Source organism: Candidatus Clostridium helianthi, from assembly GCF_045310795.1.
In the GTDB taxonomy this organism is placed as follows: domain Bacteria; phylum Bacillota; class Clostridia; order Clostridiales; family Clostridiaceae; genus Clostridium; species Clostridium helianthi.
The window spans coordinates 1-19045 of the sequence record NZ_JBJIAB010000032.1 but is presented as its reverse complement, the minus strand read 5'-3'; the positions used below and the strand labels follow the sequence as shown (position 1 = coordinate 19045).

Annotated in this window: 17 protein-coding genes and 1 riboswitch; of the genes, 3 read left to right on the top strand and 14 right to left on the bottom strand. The window is 30.4% G+C overall.

The window, feature by feature from the left end:
- Window positions 1-57: 57 nt before the first annotated feature.
- Complete coding sequence (locus ACJDTP_RS19910) at window positions 58-1023, top strand: glycosyltransferase family 2 protein (protein ID WP_406762218.1); 966 nt, start codon at window positions 58-60, stop codon at window positions 1021-1023.
- Between the two features lie 55 nt (window positions 1024-1078).
- Here the strand turns inward: ACJDTP_RS19910 and ACJDTP_RS19905 are convergent, their stop codons facing one another.
- From ACJDTP_RS19905 to ACJDTP_RS19880, 6 genes are all read right to left on the bottom strand, one after another.
- Window positions 1079-1276: a hypothetical protein gene (locus ACJDTP_RS19905; RefSeq protein WP_038457010.1), complete on the bottom strand. Its 198-nt coding sequence runs from the start codon at window positions 1274-1276 to the stop codon at window positions 1079-1081.
- 126 nt (window positions 1277-1402) lie between these two features.
- Window positions 1403-2014 (bottom strand): DNA-3-methyladenine glycosylase, encoded by a 612-nt coding sequence (locus ACJDTP_RS19900; RefSeq protein WP_173711570.1) that lies wholly within the window; start codon window positions 2012-2014, stop codon window positions 1403-1405.
- Window positions 2015-2179: 165 nt separating this feature from the next.
- The gene (gene nrdG / locus ACJDTP_RS19895; RefSeq protein ID WP_406762217.1) at window positions 2180-2689 is read right to left on the bottom strand and encodes an anaerobic ribonucleoside-triphosphate reductase activating protein; all 510 of its coding nucleotides are present in this window, start codon (window positions 2687-2689) and stop codon (window positions 2180-2182) included.
- A 205-nt stretch (window positions 2690-2894) separates the two neighbouring features.
- Window positions 2895-4817, bottom strand: coding sequence for an aconitate hydratase (locus ACJDTP_RS19890; RefSeq protein ID WP_406762216.1), 1923 nt, complete (start codon window positions 4815-4817; stop codon window positions 2895-2897).
- Between the two features lie 15 nt (window positions 4818-4832).
- Window positions 4833-6002, bottom strand: coding sequence for a homocitrate synthase (gene nifV / locus ACJDTP_RS19885; RefSeq protein WP_011967434.1), 1170 nt, complete (start codon window positions 6000-6002; stop codon window positions 4833-4835).
- 604 nt (window positions 6003-6606) lie between these two features.
- Complete coding sequence (locus tag ACJDTP_RS19880; protein WP_078117587.1) at window positions 6607-8715, bottom strand: anaerobic ribonucleoside triphosphate reductase; 2109 nt, start codon at window positions 8713-8715, stop codon at window positions 6607-6609.
- Window positions 8716-9175: 460 nt separating this feature from the next.
- Here ACJDTP_RS19880 and ACJDTP_RS19875 point away from each other — a divergent pair, with 460 nt between their 5' ends.
- Both ACJDTP_RS19875 and thiT read left to right on the top strand, forming a co-directional pair.
- Entirely contained in the window at window positions 9176-10024 is an 849-nt protein-coding gene (locus ACJDTP_RS19875) for a DegV family protein (RefSeq protein WP_077841928.1), read from the top strand.
- A gap of 404 nt (window positions 10025-10428) precedes the next feature.
- Window positions 10429-10529, top strand: a riboswitch (TPP riboswitch).
- A gap of 54 nt (window positions 10530-10583) precedes the next feature.
- Window positions 10584-11261, top strand: coding sequence for an energy-coupled thiamine transporter ThiT (thiT, locus tag ACJDTP_RS19870; RefSeq protein ID WP_077841930.1), 678 nt, complete (start codon window positions 10584-10586; stop codon window positions 11259-11261).
- 221 nt (window positions 11262-11482) lie between these two features.
- On the opposite strand, the gene ACJDTP_RS19865 is transcribed toward thiT, so the two are convergent.
- The 8 genes from ACJDTP_RS19865 to rnmV form a co-directional block, all read right to left on the bottom strand.
- On the bottom strand, window positions 11483-11674 hold the full coding sequence (locus tag ACJDTP_RS19865) for a ferredoxin (protein ID WP_011967430.1): 192 nt from the start codon (window positions 11672-11674) through the stop codon (window positions 11483-11485).
- A gap of 129 nt (window positions 11675-11803) precedes the next feature.
- Complete coding sequence (locus ACJDTP_RS19860; RefSeq protein WP_077841931.1) at window positions 11804-12643, bottom strand: Mrp/NBP35 family ATP-binding protein; 840 nt, start codon at window positions 12641-12643, stop codon at window positions 11804-11806.
- A gap of 18 nt (window positions 12644-12661) precedes the next feature.
- Complete coding sequence (locus tag ACJDTP_RS19855; RefSeq protein WP_192927367.1) at window positions 12662-13444, bottom strand: YhfM domain-containing protein; 783 nt, start codon at window positions 13442-13444, stop codon at window positions 12662-12664.
- A 43-nt stretch (window positions 13445-13487) separates the two neighbouring features.
- On the bottom strand, window positions 13488-14258 hold the full coding sequence (locus ACJDTP_RS19850) for a prolipoprotein diacylglyceryl transferase (RefSeq protein WP_078117590.1): 771 nt from the start codon (window positions 14256-14258) through the stop codon (window positions 13488-13490).
- Between the two features lie 219 nt (window positions 14259-14477).
- Window positions 14478-15050: a hypothetical protein gene (locus ACJDTP_RS19845; protein WP_078117591.1), complete on the bottom strand. Its 573-nt coding sequence runs from the start codon at window positions 15048-15050 to the stop codon at window positions 14478-14480.
- Window positions 15051-15061: 11 nt separating this feature from the next.
- Complete coding sequence (locus tag ACJDTP_RS19840) at window positions 15062-17296, bottom strand: DUF7922 domain-containing protein (RefSeq protein ID WP_406762215.1); 2235 nt, start codon at window positions 17294-17296, stop codon at window positions 15062-15064.
- A gap of 169 nt (window positions 17297-17465) precedes the next feature.
- Window positions 17466-18311: a 16S rRNA (adenine(1518)-N(6)/adenine(1519)-N(6))-dimethyltransferase RsmA gene (gene rsmA, locus ACJDTP_RS19835; RefSeq protein ID WP_077837339.1), complete on the bottom strand. Its 846-nt coding sequence runs from the start codon at window positions 18309-18311 to the stop codon at window positions 17466-17468.
- Window positions 18312-18869, bottom strand: a complete 558-nt coding sequence (gene rnmV / locus ACJDTP_RS19830) for a ribonuclease M5 (protein WP_077837338.1) — start codon at window positions 18867-18869, stop codon at window positions 18312-18314.
- Window positions 18870-19045: the final 176 nt, after the last annotated feature.

Here is a 19045-nt window from a genome sequence, read left to right as displayed (position 1 = left end):
TACAATTGAATAATATTGTTAATTTATTTGGTTATACTAATCATTGGAGGCGATTTTATGAAGGATATACTATATCTTGTAATTCCTTGCTACAATGAAGAAGAAGTTTTACATGAAACTAGTAAAAGATTGCTAGTAAAAATTAAGACTATGATTTCAAATAACTTAATATCTAATAAAAGCAAAATACTTTTTGTTAATGATGGTTCAAAAGATAGAACTTGGAGCATAATTGAAGAGCTTCATTCTAAAAATAATATATTTTTAGGAATTAATCTTTCAAGGAACAGGGGCCACCAGAATGCCTTACTTGCTGGGCTCATGGTTGCTAAAGATTATTCAGATATGACTATATCATTAGATGCAGATTTACAAGATGATATAGATGTCATAGATGCATTTGTAGAAAAATATTATGATGGATGCGATATTGTTTATGGAGTAAGATCCACTAGAGAAACTGATACCTTTTTCAAGAGAACAACTGCATTAGGTTTTTATAAATTAATGCGTATTCTGGGCGTAGACATGGTCTATAATCATGCAGATTATAGACTTATGAGCAAACGTGTTGTAGACGGGCTAAGTCAATATAAGGAAGTTAATTTATTTCTTCGTGGAATGATTCCATTAATAGGATATAAATACTCAGTTGTTGAATATGAACGTCATGAAAGATTTGCTGGTGAATCTAAATATCCTCTAAAAAAGATGATAGCCTTTGCCTTGGACGGAATTACATCCTTTAGCATAAAACCAATAAGATTAATAACCCTCCTTGGTTTTACTATATTTTTTGCTGGAGGTGCAGCCCTACTTTATACTCTTATAGTTAAACTTTTAGGCCGTACAGTTACTGGTTGGACTTCATTAACCCTTTCCATTTGGGTACTTGGCGGAGTTCAGCTCTTATCTCTTGGCGTAATAGGGGAATATATTGGGAAAATATATAATGAAGCTAAACACAGACCTAGATTTATCATTTCAGATAAATTAATCAATGTTGATAAAGAAAATGAGTAATATAAAGATGACAGTACATGCCTTAATTAATCCATGTACTGTCATCTTTATATTACTATTTTTTTATAGACTTAGATATATTTCTATTAAGATCTGATACTGATATAATTCCTTTTTTCCTAAGCATTTGTACATTCTCAAGTATTTCACTAAACGATATAATATTTTCTTTAGTAACTTTTATTTTTAAAGATGCTTTTCTCTTTTTATATTTATACGTACTAAAATTTCTATTAATTACTCTAGTAATCATAAATCTATCTCCTATAAAAAAATATCTCATGATAGATTTATCGTATTAAATATATTACGCTTTATTTCTTTTTAGTAAAAATTTGTATTTAAATTAAATGCCAATAGGAATTACATTGAAAGTTTGCTACTTTTTCGATATGTATTTATTTCCCTCTATATAAAATCTCCATGGAAAATCTATTGCTTCTTCTGCATAATCTATTCCGATTCTTTTCGTTTCTACTATTTTAAACGTATCTTTTTCTCCTTCTTCTATATAAAAGTCACCTTCCTCATATAACCTTTTATAATTTTCTGATTTATCTATTGAAAATGCAATGCACAGTTTTGACGGTCCATTTGTAATTGCCTTTTTCTTTGTTTCTGAAAGTTCATCATAATTTTGATTAAACCTTTTTTTTGCAAGATAATCAAATTCATTTAACGGTTCCAATGCTCTTATTAGAACTCCCTCTCCCTTATCTTCTAATCCACTTATAACATTAAAACAATAGTATTTTCCATAAATAAAATAAACATAAGCAATCCCACCTTCTCTAAATAAAGGTTCAGTTCTTTCAGTCCTTCTTCCATTATAAGCATGCGATGCTTTATCTATTTCTCCTATGTACGCTTCTGTTTCAACAATTTTAGCTCTTAAGGTCACTCCGTCAACCTTTCTTATAATAACTTTTCCCAAAAGTTCTCTCGCTAAAATTAATGCACCTTGTTTATAAAATTCTTTATTTAAAATCAAGCTTCATTCACCTAACTTTCACTATAAGTAATATAACTTATGTTGTGATATATGCGCCTATTTTATTACTCCAAAATTTATCCACATAGTTCAAATAATAATCCACAACTTTTCTAATTATACTCACACATTTGTGGATATTTTCAAAAACATCTTATATTAATGTTAAAGTTCTATAGTAACAATTTGTTCTTTTTTTATACTTTCTTTAACATCTATTATTCTTTGATTAGTTGAACCTCTAAACTTAAGTCCATCTGACATCTTACTTTCTTCGAATCTTCCATCTACAAGAACATCAATATTGTTTAATAAATCACTCCAGCCTAATCTCGAATCCTTATTTTCTAAAATATATTCATAAGTATATCCTGTATAGCTCCAAATATTTAAACCTTTTTTTCTAAACTTCTTTGCCATATATGCAAATTTATCTGCCTGTTCCCACGGATCTCCGCCACTAAATGTTACACCCTTTATAATTTCATTATTTAATGTATCGCTAATTAATTCATCTATATCTCTTTGTTCTCCGCCATAAAAATCATGAGTATCAGGATTAAAACAACTTTTACAGTTATGTTTACAACCTTGTGAAAAAAATACTCTCCTTATACCAGGCCCGTTAACTAAACTCTCATATGCTATTCCTGCTAATCTTATAGTCTTTTCCATCAAACTTACACTTCTTTCTCATCAATCTATTTATATACATTCTATTAGATAATTAATTATAACGTAAGTATAATCACATTTACAAATCACCTGCATATTACACCTATCTTGAATTTGAATTATAGACCTTAAGCATTTACATGCTTATTTGTATAAAAAAATGCAGAGTCTTAAAGACCCTGCATTTTCACTCTTTATCTTATAATTAACTATTTGCTTTAACGTAATTAAGTCTTCCGCCTTCTTTAATAACAGCAATTTCTTTCTCTGTTAAATCAACTGTAGCTTCAAACTCAGTTCCCTTAGTTAAGTTCTTAACTTTAACTATTCCTGATTCTAAAGCTGCTTGGATGTCTTCCATCTTTAAATCATCAGTTAGCTCAATCTTGTCATAATCAGCTTCATTCTTAAATTCCATAGGAACTATTCCATTATTAATTAAGTTTGCTTTATGAATTCTTGCAAATGATTTAGCTATAACAGCCTTAACTCCTAAGTATAGTGGTGCCAATGCTGCATGTTCTCTACTTGAGCCTTGTCCGTAATTTCCTCCAGCAATTATAAATCCACCATTAAACTCCTTAGCTCTCTTAGGGAATTCTGCATCAACTGTGTTGAAGCAATATTCTGCAAGATAAGGTATGTTTGATCTAAATGGCAATAACTTAGAATTCGAAGGCATAATATGGTCAGTTGTAATATTATCTTCAACCTTTATTAGTACTTTACCATCTAATTCTTCAGCTAACGGCTTACTTACTGGGAATGGCTTAATGTTTGGTCCTCTAACAACTTCAACTTCAGCATTTGTTGGTGCCGGTGCTAAAATCATTGAATCATCTATTAAGAATTCCTTAGGCATATCTATTGTTAAATCTACATCTACTTCTGTTGGATCAGTTAAAAATCCATTTATAGCCGAAACTGCAGCAGTTTCAGGACTTACTATATATATTTGTGCTGATAATGTTCCACTTCTACCAAAGAAGTTTCTATTTACAGTTCTAAGCGAAATTGCATCAGTTCCTGGTGATTGACCCATACCGATACATGGTCCGCAACCATTTTCAAGTATTCTTGCCCCTGAACTAATTATATCTGCTAGAGCTCCATTTCTAGCTATCATCTCCATAACTTGCCTTGATCCTGGTCCAATTACCAAACTAACATCTGGATGTACTTTATTTCCCTTTAATATCTTTGCAACTTTCATTAAATCTTCATAAGAAGAGTTAGTACAGCTTCCTATAAATACTTGGTCAACTTTAATCTTACCAACTTCACTAACTTTAGCAACATTATCTGGACTATGAGGCTTAGCTGTAAGTGGTGTCAATTCACTTAAATTGATTGTTACTACTTCATCATATACCGCATCTTCATCTGGCTTAAATTCTATAAAGTCTTCTTCTCTTCCTTGTGCCTTAAAAAATTCTAATGTTCTTTCATCACTTGGGAAAATTGAAGTTGTAGCTCCAAGTTCTGCTCCCATGTTAGTTATAGTAGCTCTTTCTGGAACTGAAAGTGTCTTAACACCTTCACCGGCATATTCAAATACTTTACCAACGCCGCCTTTAACTGTTAATTTTCTTAGGACTTCAAGAATAACATCTTTTGCAGCAACCATTCTATTTAATTTTCCAGTTAGTTCAATCTTTACAACTTTTGGAGTGTTAATATTGTACGCTCCACCTCCCATAGCAAGAGCAACATCTAATCCACCTGCACCCATGGCAAGCATACCAACACCACCAGCTGTTGGGGTATGACTATCAGAACCTATTAATGTATCTCCTGGTGTTGAAAATCTTTCTAAGAAAATTTGATGACAGATTCCATTCCCTGGCTTTGAAAAATATACTCCATATTTAAATGCAACTGTTTGAATAAACTTATGATCGTCTGCATTTTCAAAACCTTGTTGTAACATATTATGATCTATAAATGCTACTGATTTCTTTGTCTTAACTCTATCTATTCCCATAGCTTCTAATTGAAGATATGCCATTGTTCCTGTTGAATCTTGAGTCAACGTTTGATCAATCTTTAATGCTATAGGCTCTCCTGCCTTTAATTCCCCTTCAACAATGTGGCTTTTTAAAATCTTATAAACTAAATTATCTCCCACGTTTACGCCCCCCTATTATTGCTTATTTCTTTCTTCTAATCGTCTATGATACTCTTTATATAATTGAACTACTTCTTTATCAAATAAAGTTCTCTTTAATCTAACTGACGTAGCTCTTACAAGTTCAAGTATTCCTTTTGCTTCATCCTCTGTAAGTTCTCTATTATATTCTCTAAATTTATTTATTATTGAAGCTCTTCCTGAATGCTTTCCTATAACAATTTGCCTTTCAAGGCCAACTATATCTGGATCAAACGCTTCATAATTCTTAGGATCTTTTATTGCTCCATCTGCATGAATTCCTGATTCATGTGCAAACATATTTGTTCCAACAATAGCTTTCCATATTGGAAGTTCTCTTCCTGATGCTCTTGATACATATTGTGATACTTCTCTAAACATTTGCGTATTTATTCCATCGCCATTATATCCGTAAACAAGCATTAATGCCATTATAACTTCTTCTAATGCTGCATTACCCGCTCTTTCTCCAAGACCATTTACAGTTACTCCAACATGCGATGCTCCACCCTTAATACCTGCTACCGCATTAGCTGTTGCCATTCCAAAGTCATCATGAGTGTGCATTTCTATATCAAAGCCTGTTTTATCATATATATATTTAATATCATCTCTAATTTTAAATGGCTCCATAATTCCTACAGTATCGCAATATCTAAATCTATCTGCACCTGCTTGTTTAGCTGCATTAATATATTCAACTAAAAAGTCTTTATCTGCTCTAGATGCATCTTCCCCATTAACAGATACATAAAGGCCATTTTTCTTTGCAAATTCTACAGATTTAACCATGCTTTCTAATACCCATTCTCTAGATGTTTTAAGTTTATGCTGAATGTGTATATCCGATACTGATATTGATATGGCAACTGCATCAACTCCACAATCTATTGATTGTTCTATATCGCTGACTACAGCTCTATTCCATGCCATAATACTAGGCTTTAAATTTCTTTTTACAATCTCTTTTATAGCCTTCTTCTCGTCCCCGCCCATTGTAGGAATCCCTACTTCTAGCTGATCAACACCTAAGTCACTTAACATTTCTGCTATTACTATTTTTTCTTCATTAGCAAAAACTACCCCTGCTGTCTGCTCACCATCTCTAAGAGTAGTATCTACTATAGAAACTTTTTTATTAGTTTTTAAATTACTAAGTGCCATTTTAGTCCCCCCATTTATATTATTTTCTTATTACTTAAAGCATATTTTTAATAAATTAACATTTTTACTGTATATTTATAATATCATATATTAATAAATCTATACAAGATTTATTTTATTTTTTTGCAACGAAACAGCTACTCTCCTTCATGTATTTTCAAATTTTAATTGTTTTTAATGAAAATACTCTCAATTATTGCAAGTTTTTTTTTTGATGTTGCAATACATTGATAAATTAACAGTCCATTTTCTTTAACAGATTTACCCAATATATTTAGTATTCATACCAAATAGTTACATTATATTCTCTATTAATTTCATTAATATATTAAAGTTTACTTTTTATGCCTCTATTTTTTAATAATTCTTATAGAAAATATGTTTTTTTGCTTCCTTAATATATAACTTCTGTATTATATAACTCATTCCCCATAAGATTATTTGTTTTATATTGCCTTATAATCCAATATAACATCTGATGAATTAAATATTTAAAAATATATATTGATATATTTTTAAATAAAAAAAGAAGATGAGATTAATAAATCCATCTTCCTTTTCTATATTATAATTTATAAATTAAAAATCTATCATCAGTATACTTTTAGTAATGATGCCCATGTCTCTCAGTATGTGATATTCTATCTTCTCTTTCATGATACTTTCCAGCACCAAATCTTTCATCTAAACTTAAATATCCTGTAACTCTTGATATTCCTTGAATATTCTGACTGCCACATTTAGGACACTTGTTTTCATTGTTTTGAAGATAAGTACCACATTCTCTACAATATCTTATATGGAAATTAATACCCATATAACTGATATTAGTATTTCTATATGCATAATTTATTATATCCATTATTGTTTCTGCATCTGGTGTGTCATCTACTTCAATATAGCTTATATGCCCACCATTGCAAAGTTTATGATATGGCGCTTCAATATCAATCTTATCTTTAATAGATATTGGGTATGAAACAGGTACATGATAACTATTTGTGTAATATTCCTTGTCAGTTACTCCTTTTATCAATCCAAATATCTTTTGATCTTGCTTTATAAACTTACCCGAAAGTCCTTCTGCTGGAGTCGCATAACAGCTCCAATTTAACTTATATTCCTCTGTAAGTCTATCACAGTATTGTCTTATATGTTCAACAATCTTTATTCCTAATTTCCTTGCTTCTTCATCTTCACCATGGTGCTTTCCAACTAAAGCTAATAAGGTTTCAGCAACACCTATGAATCCTATTCCCCAAGTTCCTTGCTTTAATATTGGCTCTATAGAATCATCGGGTTTTAATCCTTCTGAACCTTTCATAAGTCCTTGACCTGCGACAAAAGGTAAATCCTTAACTCTTAGATTTTTTAAAATCTCATATCTATGCATTAAAGAATCTTTTGCTAACTCTAATCTTGCATCTAATATACTAAAAAACTTATTTATATCATTTTTAGCCTGCAAGCCTATTCTTGGAAGATTAAGAGTTGTAGGTGCTATATTTCCTCTTCCTTTACAACCAGGTTCACCATTTATATTTTTCATAAGATAAGTTCTACATCCCATTGTAGCTGGAACATAACCTTTATCGTAATATTCTTTATTAAAATCTGCATCGATATTCATAAAAGTTGGATTCATTCTCTTTGCAGCCACTCTACATGCTAGCTTATATAAATAAAAATATTCATCATTTTCTTCTCTATTAACACCTGATTTAACTCTAAAAATTATGTTAGGGAAAATTGGTTGTTCACCTTTACCTAATCCTTTTTCATATTCTAAAAGAAAAACTTCGCATACTAATGCTGCATCTGAGCTTGTAGGTAAACCAATATTAATTGAACTAAATGGTACTTGAGATCCTGCTCTAGAATGCATTGTATTAAGGTTATAAACTACACCCTGCATTGCTTGTTGTACCTTTTTTCTTACTTTCTTTTCTACCATAGCTTCTAACTTTTCGTCTGATACACCTAGTTCCAATAATTCTTCTCTAATTTCTTCTCTAGTTGGCTCTACAAATATAGCCATATCATTATCAAAATCTGGATGAGATTGACCACCAAACATATCATTTTGAGTTGATTGTAATAATATACATGATAATTCAGCAGCGGTTTCAATTCTCTTAGGAGCATTAATTGTCCCATATCCAGTATTAAATCCATTTTCTAATATCTCTTTTGTTGGTATATGCAAGCAGTTTACAGTTAAATTATAGCTATCTAAGTCATGATAATATAAGTCTCCATTCTCATGAGCCTTTGCTAAATTCTTTGGCATAGTAGCTAGTGTATTCCACTTATTTGATTCAGATGCTATTCTTAATAACTTAGAGCTGAAGTTATTTCCTACATTTGCATTATCTCTATCAGTTTCAACTCCAATTTGTCTTATAGCTTTCATTAAATCTGATTTTATGTCTCTGACTTTAGTTCTTTCACGTCTGTATGCTGAATAAGCGACTGCTATATCTTTGTGTCCCTCATCTCTTAATGCCTTCTCTACAAAATTTTGTATTTGTTCTACAGTTATAGTCTTTTTATACTCTTCTTCTATATACGTAATCACCTTATGTACGGTATCTAGAACTTGACTTTCTTTTAAATTTAAACCGATTTCACTAGCTGATCCTTTAATTGCTTGAGCTATCTTATCTGAATTAAATTCAACTTCTCTTCCATCGCGTTTCACAACATATAGCATTATTATTCCCTCCATGGCACAATATATAGTATTTTTACTACCGTACTATTATACTGTATTAGGTATTCATTAGCAATACTTCTAATTTTTTATTTTTAAGCCACTAGATTTTAATTATCTTAATTTACATCCTATTATCTTTCGATTTATTCATTTTTTACGACTTTTTTATATTTGACTTATTGTAGATAATCTTTATTGTTGTAATTTACTATGATTTCAAGTATTTTTTCATAATAAGCTATAAGAAAATTATTATTATCTGTGTTCTAAAAGCTTAATTGAGTAGAATTTATTTCAAACTATCATGTTATGCAAACCAAACAATTTTATAAATAATGGAATTTATTATTTAAAACTTATAATACAAATTATTTCTTTAAGTAAGCTATAAGAAATGTAATTTTTACAAATAGTGTTATAATTAAACTAAGACTATACATTTCTAGGAGGAACTAATATGGATAAAATAGCATTAATAACTGATAGTGCTTCTGATTTGAATGCAAATTTCGTAATAGAAAATAATATTAAAGTAGTCCCGTTTAAAATTATATTCTCTGATAGAGAGTATATTGATGGAATAGATATAACACCAAAGACTTTATATGAATATTTGCCTAAGGAGATACCTAAAACTTCCTTACCTGGCGTTGAGGATTTTACAGATGCTTTGGAACAGGTAAAAAATGAGGGATATACACATGCAATTATTATAACAATATCAAGTGGCCTTTCTGGCGCTTATAACTCTGCAAGACTTGCATCTGAAAATGTCCCTGAAGTGAAAACTTTGGTATTTGATTCTATGACTTTAACTATGTCAGAAGGAGCTATGGTCATTGAAACTCTAAACCTAATAAAGCAAAGGAAATCCTTTGATGAAATAGTAATGACCTTACCTTCCTTTAGAGATAAGATTGACGTGTTTTTTACAATAGATACATTAGAATACTTAATAAAGGGAGGCCGAGTTGGTAAAGTTGCCGGAACTATAGCGGGTGTACTCAATCTAAAGCCTATTATTACTGTTGGCGATGACGGCATATACCATACGGTTTGTAAGATAAGAGGCATAAAACAGTGTATATCTAAATTAACAAATATATTAACAAATTATCTAGAAAATCATAAATGTAAAGTTTGGGTTTTAGATGGGAATGCACCTGAGAAATCTAAAATGCTTTATGATTCTATAAAAGATCTTCCTAATCTAATTGAATGTACTTTAGGAGGATCAATAGGACCTGCTCTTGGCGTTCATACCGGACCTGGTCTTGTTGGATTTATAGTTGAAAGATTAGATTAATCGAAAAATATATATGTTAACTATTTACTCATAATTAAAGAGCTAAATATTAAAATTCATATTTTTTTATTTAGTTCTTTAATCTTTTACAAGTATACTTACTTTTCTACTTGTAAATAATAATAACAAAGAAATCTTTACTGAAAGGACTGTTTTGTTATTATGAAAGATTTTATATTAGATTCAACATATAAAGATGCTACTATTGTCAATAGAAATGATGATATCTTCACCATTTCATCAAATAAATTACCAAATAACACAATCCCACATCACTCTATAAATTTGATTGCTTCTAGCTCAAATTCACATTCCAATTTAAGTAATAATAACAAATTTAATACATACAATCTAATTGACTATCTATAATAATAGGTATAAAATAGTGTAAGTGTAATATATTTATAATGTGCTAGGGGAGCCGAGCGGCTGAGATTTGATATTCATAAACCCTTAAAACCTGATCTAGTTAATTCTAGCGTAGGGAATGCAACCTCTTAAAAACTTTAAACTATTTATTTGGTTGATAATCTCCGAGCACAATTAAGGAGGTTTTTTTATGTCAATTTTTAATGATTGGATCGAACAGTTTTCCAAACTTTTCCAGAATTTCTCACAAAACATTCAAGACATTCTTGCAAGTCCAATGTCCATTATAACTTTATTAGGATGTATTTTACTGCTTATAGTATTAGCTAAGGCAAGAAAGATAAAATTCACTCCAGAACTAATTGCTAGGATTGGTATAGCATTGGCGTTAGCCACTATATTAAAAATGCTAAGATTATATCATTTTCCTCAAGGTGGTAGCATAACTTTAGGCAGCATGATACCAGTATTACTCATAGCATTCATATATGGTCCTGAAGTTGGATGTTTAACAGGATTTCTTTATGGTGTAATAACCTTAATACTGGATCCATATATACTACATCCTGTTCAAGTTTTGTTTGATTATCCATTGCCCTTTACAGCATTAGGTCTTGCCGGATTTTTCAAACAAAGAAAATTAGTTGGGGTAAGCATTGCAGTACTGGTCAGATTTTTATGTCATCTTATTTCTGGTATAGTTTTCTTTGGATCATTTGCCCCAGAAGGAATGTCTCCAGTAGTTTATTCTTTGCTTGTTAATGGTCCTATGGTTGGAATAGAAGGAATCATATGCTTAGTAATTTTAGCTGTTCTTCCTATAGAAAGAATATTTCATGCATCATCAGTAAATACTATTTCAAACTAACTATTATATAAAACAATTTATATATATACAATTAAGTTTCGAAGCTCTACGTAGTAATTAAACATTTCACTTATCTGCGTTTTAAGCTTATTAATGCAAAACATATAGAATAAAAATAGGATTAATTTTGTTTTATAAAACAAAATTAATCCTATTTTTGATCAAATAACAAATAAATATTATTTATTTTAGACGTTTTAGTTGTATTTTGCAATTAAATTTTATTCTTCTATTTCAATTGCATTTACTGGACAGCTTTCTTCTGCTTCTTTTGCCTCATCTACACAACCTTCTGGAACTTCATCAACTATAGCTCCTGCTTTTCCATCATCCTGCATGTCAAAGCACTCTGGACATATAGATGGACATAATCCACAAGCTATACAAGTATCTTTATCTACTTTTGGTTTCATGGTTTACTTCATCTCCTCTAATATCAAATTACAAACTTATTATTTCCCAAGAAATATTAAGTTATGTATATTTAATAATATAATTTAAAATAATGAAATAAATATAGTATAAGGAAAAGAAGTTTTCTATTAATATAATCCTTCAAATATCAGTGAATATAGCGGATTCTCCTTAACGTATTCCTCTGCTTTTCCTTGCTCCAATGCTTCTGTAAGTTCAATATTAATTGGTAGCTCTCCTATTAAAGGAATTCCAAGATAATCTGCATTTTCTTCTGATGACTTTCTGCTAAATACTCGTATCTTTTTATCACAATCTGGACAGTTTATATATGCCATGTTCTCTACTACACCCTTAATCTTTACACCTATCTTTTGGGCCATAATAACAACTTTCTTGACTATCATAGACACCATATCTTGTGGTGTAGAAACTATTACAATTTCATCAATAGGAAATTCCTGCATTACAGTTAAAGCAATGTCTCCTGTACCTGGTGGCATATCTATAAGTAAATAGTCAAGCTCTTCCCAATTAGTTTCTACAAACATCTGCTTTAACACCCCTGTAATTACAGGTCCTCTCCAGATTACAGGTTCATCTTCTACTGCTGTTAAAAGATTCATGGAAATTATTTTTATCCCGCTTTCTGTTTCCACTGGCTCAAATTTTACCATATCATTTTCTAATGGAATTATTTTAGCTCTTTTATTGTTAACTCCAAAAAATCTAGGCATAGATGGACCTGTAATATCTGCATCCAATACTCCTACTTTATATCCCTTCTTAGATAACATACTTGCCATCATTCCAGTTACAGTTGATTTACCAACTCCACCTTTTCCACTTATAATACCTATAACATTTTTAATATTTCCATATCTGGATGTTAACTTTAAACTTTCTTCACTACATCCTGTTCCTTTAGATTGACATGTGTCTTTACTTTTACAATTTTCACAACTCATTTATATATGCTCCTTTGCTTACCAATCTTGTGGGGTTTTATTAGGCTCACTTATTTTAATATCCCAGTCTTTATAATTATATTCTGCTGTTATATAATAGCTTTCAAAGGAATTATCCTTTTTATTATCTACTGTTATTAGTGTTTTGAAAACAGTACTATTATATCCTCTATTTTTCACTTTAATTATTGTATCAAAATCTTCATAATTATTATTTACTAAATCAACACTAGGTAAAGTTTTGTTCAAACTTTTCTTAAAATCTTCTAAATCCACAGAAAATATGTATTTCAAACAATCTGTATCTCCAGCTATGTTCACTCCAACTTTGTTTCCGTTGGATAAACTTTCTTTTTTCTTATCAATAACTTTTAATATTGATTGATAGTATATATAATTAAAGTCTCTTGGCTTTCTTATGAATGAAAGATTTTGCATTATTGTATTCTCTAAATTTTTAGGTACTGAAAATGCCTTATCGTCATCATAAAAGTTTCCTGTCCCATGTTCGTTAGCTCCAACTACATACTGATACTTTCTCACTTCATCTCCAATGCACACCTCAAAAATATAATCTGGATCTAATGAGCTTTTCTTTGAAACTTCACTTCCATCTGATAAAATCTTGTAAATGTCTTCTATGGCTTTAGGATCGTTAACTACAAACCTAAATCCACTATCTCTAACACTTTGTATGATAATTTTATCGACTTTATTTTGCTTTATATAATCAAATTGTTGATTTTTAAGATTCATTTTAACTTCTATATTATCAATGAAGCTACACCCTGAGAGCATCATACTAGAGACTACTACCAATGGTAAAACTATTGTTAAAAACTTACTATTTCTCACTGTTCTTCTTCGCTCCTTTGAAAATCCTATGGTTATTAAATACAACAATACCAATCACCAAAGTAAATATTGCGATAAATTGTGATGTTGATAGAATCCCGATATTCCCTCTTGGATCATCCCTTAAAAACTCTACTAAAAATCTACCTATACTATATACTATTAAATATAGTCCCACTATTTTTCCTTTTTGTTTTTCTTTCTTACTATAGTACAAAAGCATAAATCCTAACAGAAAGTCAAATATTGATGAATAAATTTGCGTTGGATGCACGTGTATTCCAGCTGGTGCTAAAGATCCCTTTGGAAATGTAACGCCTATTGGTAACTTGGTTTCTGCTCCATAACAACATCCAGCCAGAAAACATCCAACTCTACCAAAACCTTGGGCTATTGCAAGACCTGGAACCGTCATATCCAACATTTCAACAATGTTCCAAGACTTTTTCCTAGAATATAAGTACATAGCCAAGGCTCCTCCACCTATGGCACCATATATAACAAATCCATATCCAAAGTTCAGTAATATGCTTGGCTCTTTAATAATATCTTTAATCTCAGTTAATATAAATAATCCCTTTCCACCAAGTGCTCCACCTATTACAGCTAAAATTACTAAATTTAATAAGGAATCCTCATCATAGCCTTTTTTCTTTCCTTTATTTATAAATATAGCAGCTGCAACTATTATTCCAATTGCAATCATTAATCCATAACTCTTTATCTGTATCCCAAATATCTCAAATAGTATTATCCTCATTGCTCGCCTCCAAACGTCAAATAAGTATCAAGGAGAAGCTATCCTGGCCTCTCCTTGATACTTAAATTATAATACTTATGCTTATCCTTGGCAAATCTTATTTAACTCATCAACTCAACATTCATACAATTATATGTTTTATATTAAGCATATAATGTAATCTTTTCACATCAACCACTTATGATCCAGAAAACTTTATATACAATAAATTGGTTAATTTCAACTTTGAGATGATTTAATACTTGAGATAATCGTATTTAAAATAGTCTTCATATTATCCTTATAATCCTTTGACTTAAGATTAAATAATATCTTTGCTGTTTTACCTTCTTCTAAATTTAGATAATAGCATTCATTATTAAAATCATACCCATTCTTTACTTTTGTTTCATATTTAACTAATACTCCTGAATTATAGGAATTTTTAAAAGGTGTTAATTCTGAATTATAATATTCTAGGCATTGACTATTTAAATCTTTTTCTGCAAACACGTTTATATCCTCTTTTGTATTTACTACTTGCAATAAACCAGTAAGCTTATTATTTTTGTCTTTAAAATCTAATTCATAACTCACATATTGCCCTTTACTTTCTTTTTCCTCCACATTCCATTCACTTGGCAGAGATATAACATATTTATTCTCGTCAAAAGAATATTCTTTAAATTTGCTTATTCCCTGATCCATAAGAATTACCTGTTCGAAATTTTCTTTAAAGAAGCCCTGGGTTATGACCAGTATCAACATCAATGATAACAATATTGACGTAACAATCAACTGCTTCTTATTCATAACAATGTTCTCTATCTTGCTGGAATTACGATTGAAGAATTTTTAAAATCATAGAACATTAACCAATATCCTTGGCCATTATTACTATCATTAGTCCATGTTACGAAACCTGTTCTTCCACCATATGGTTGATCATTTTTTTCTTTGCTTCCTGGTATTGCATATATAATATATTGCATTTCTCCATCTTTATTGCATTTATATCCTAATAAGAAATGTCCTGTTTTACTAATGTAAGGATAATAATTTAACATTGGATAATATGCTAATGTATATTTGTTATAATTTGAATCATTTGATAAGTCTTCTATACCATTTACAATGATTTTATACCACTTACAGAAGTTTATATCATTTAATTTTCCAATAAACGGTTTAAAATCTTGTGCTAACTTCTCAAAATACTTACCTATATCTCCACTTATAGTGAATCCCTGATTTGAAGTATTTTGATTATTATTATTTTCATTTGATGTATCTCCCATATTTAAGTCTAGCTGTCCCATGCCTCCAGTTTCACCGCTAGTCTCTGGCTCTCCCATTGTTCCTGTCTGATTCATTGTTCCACCTGACCATGGTTGCCACATTGTTCCTGTGTTCATTTGATTCATTCCAGTATTTGATGATGTTTGATCTGCTACAGTATTAGTGCCTGTCTGGTTCATACCTCCTGCGCTAGTCTGATTTGCCGAGTTCCCTGACCATGGTTGCCACATTGTTCCTGTATCAACTTGGCTCATTCCAGTATTTGAGTTGCCTTGCTCCATAGTATCCCCTGCACCAGTCGTAGTATTCCCTGTACCAGTCGTATTCATCGTAGATGTATCATTTGATCCTGTGGCTCCACCTAAATTTCCTTGTTGAATATTATTTTCATATTCATCGAAATCTATTATGTCCATTCTATCTGATGTATCTACGTTATTTAATTTATCCAATTTAAAGTTTTCTTCTATTCTTCTAGAGCTAACTTGCACATTATCTATATCCTGATTTTCATTTCTACATTTCTTTTCTAATTTGAATTTCTTCCATTTAGAATTATGATTCTTCTTATCCTTTATGAATCCATATATTATAACATCCTCATACATGTGATGACTTACTTTTAGGTCTATTACCCCATCATAAGTATCTAATTTCTTAGCTATTTTACCAATAACATCATCCATATCTTCTTCTTTTTCGAAATAGTCATACTCATCATGTTTATCATATTTATCAAACTTATTATATTTTTCATCTTTATCACATTTGTCATATTTATCGCACTTATCGTATTTATCCTCTTTATCACATTTGTCGTGTTTATCGCACTTATCATATTTACTCTCTTTATCACATTTGTCGTGTTTATCGCACTTATCGTATTTATCTTCTTTGTCACATTTGTCGTGTTTATCGCACTTATCATATTTATCTTCTTTGTCACATTTGTCGTGTTTATCGCACTTATCATATTTATCTTCTTTATCATGCTTATCACACTTGTCATGTTTATAATCTTTCTCACATTTTTTGCTCTCTTTATTCTTGTTTCTTTCCTCATCTAAATTATCTATAGTTTCAGTTATGTTTTGATGATCTTCTGGAATCCTATTTTGTTTATCTTCAACTTTAGATTCTATGTTCGCTTTAGGTTGAAGATCAATCTCATCTTTTTTTCGTTCAACTGATTCATCTTGTAATTTAGGTGCCTTTATTAATTCATCCACTTTTGTATCTGACTGAGCTATAATTTTACTTGGTGTACTTACAGTCAAATTTTCTTTATCCTTAATTTGTAATGTTGTTTTATCAACAGATTTCCTAGAATCAACTTTTATAATCTTAAACTTTCTCCAATTATCAGCAGATTCTTCTCCATTCATAAAGCCATGCATCACAAACTCTGTTTCATTATCTTTGACCCTGCATATAGCAGCACCAGATATTTTTTCATAAGATATTCCAAGACCAGCTATGTTATTTACATAATATTCTTTGCTAGTATCTCCCTTTCCGACTTCATTTATTGCTAAAGGTCCAATATCAATTAATTGTTTTAAATCCTTCTTACAACATATAAGTACCATGGAATAATTATCTTCCTGCCTAAGGTTTTGCGCATAAAATGAGATTTTGCATTTATCACCTTTGGCCTCCACCTTAGCATATCCAGACAAAGCTTTATCATTAGATTGAGAATATCCTCTTTCATCTTCTTGTAATATTATAAAGTTTCTATACAATTTGTTGTGTGCCAACCCTATATTCCCTCCACATATATTTATTCCATATAGTATATGTTTGGAAATTAGAATTATGATTTAACTAATACTTTTCTATATTTTCATACTCTACGCAGCACAGCAAATTTAATAGAAACTAAAAAATAGAGAATGAATAATTCAATAATTACTCATTCTCAACCTTTTAGTTTCTTATATCATATATGCAATCTGATAAAACCGCAAATTCTTCTAGTGTTAATGTTTCAGCCCTTCTCTTAGGATCAATTCCTGATTTTTTAAATGCTTCTTCTAATTTTTCTTTATCTACTTTTAATGTTTTTGCTGCATTCCATAGAGTTTTTCTTCTCATATTGAAACCTGCTCTTACAATCTCAAACATAATATTGATATCCTTAGTTTTAACTCTTGGTTCATCTAATCTATCTAATCTTATTACTATAGATTCAACCTTTGGTCTAGGAATAAAGCAAGTTGGTGGTACCTTCCTTATTATGTCTGTATTACAATAATACTGAACTAAAACCGACAATGCACCATATTCCTTACAATTAGGTTCAGCATTAATTCTCTCTGCAACTTCCTTTTGAATCATTATAGTTAATGATTTAAAATTATATCCACCTTTTAGAAGCTTAACTATTATAGGGGTTGTAACATAGTATGGAAGATTTGCTACAAGCTTAACACTTTTCTCATCTCCAATAAGTTCATTGAAATCCACTTTAAGTGCATCTTTATGTATTAAACTAAAATTCTCATTTTCTCCCAACTCTTGCTCAAGTATCGGAATTAAATCATTATCTAATTCAATAGATGTTACCTTTTTAGCTTTCATCAAAAGTTGAGCAGTAAGTGTACCTACACCTGGTCCAATCTCTATAATAAAATCCTCATTGTTAACTTCTGCTCCGTTAACTATATCATCAAGAACAGAATCATCAACTAAGAAATTTTGCCCAAGGCTTTTTGAGAACTTAAAATTATATTTTTTGACTAGTTCCTGAGTTTTTATATCTTTTAAATCCATTTATTTCTTACCTACTTCCAATTGTTTTTCTATTTCTTTTATAGCATTAGTAAATTCTTCTTTAGTTATTCCGTAATTATTTAATCTAGAAACCATCTGTGCCGCATTCCCATAACCTATCCCTAATAACTTACCAAGCATATTTCTTCTAATCTTTGAAGTGTTATCTCCTGTAAGCTTGAAATAAAACATATCCTGCATAGTAAAAAATTCTTGTTTTTCTTCTTGTGTTATCTTTGCCATTTCAAGTGCTTTCAAAATAACTTCTGGGCATGCATTTTCTACTCCAATATCTCCATTCTTAAGTCCATCTTCTTTTGCAATATATGCATGTTTTATCCCTTTAACTCTTTTTGCTATTATTCTTCTTATTTTTTCCCCTGCAAAATCTGGATCTGTTAATACAATTACACCTTTTCTTTTTTGGGCCTCCTGTATTCTTGCTATGACTTTTGCATTTATGCCAAATCCTCCCACAGCAATTATTTCTGCATCTATAGCTTTCTTTACAGCATCAACGTCATCTCTACCCTCAACGACTATTACTTCTTTTATCAATACGTTACTTCCTTTCTTTATTAATAATTACTTTATACGTTAATATATTTATATCATAAAATAGCCCTTAATTTATTTTATCTCATTTCTAATAATATGACACCACTTTACAAGTAATTAAAAAGAAATCCCATAAAATACAATGAACCAAACTCCGATTTCTGTACAAACTAATC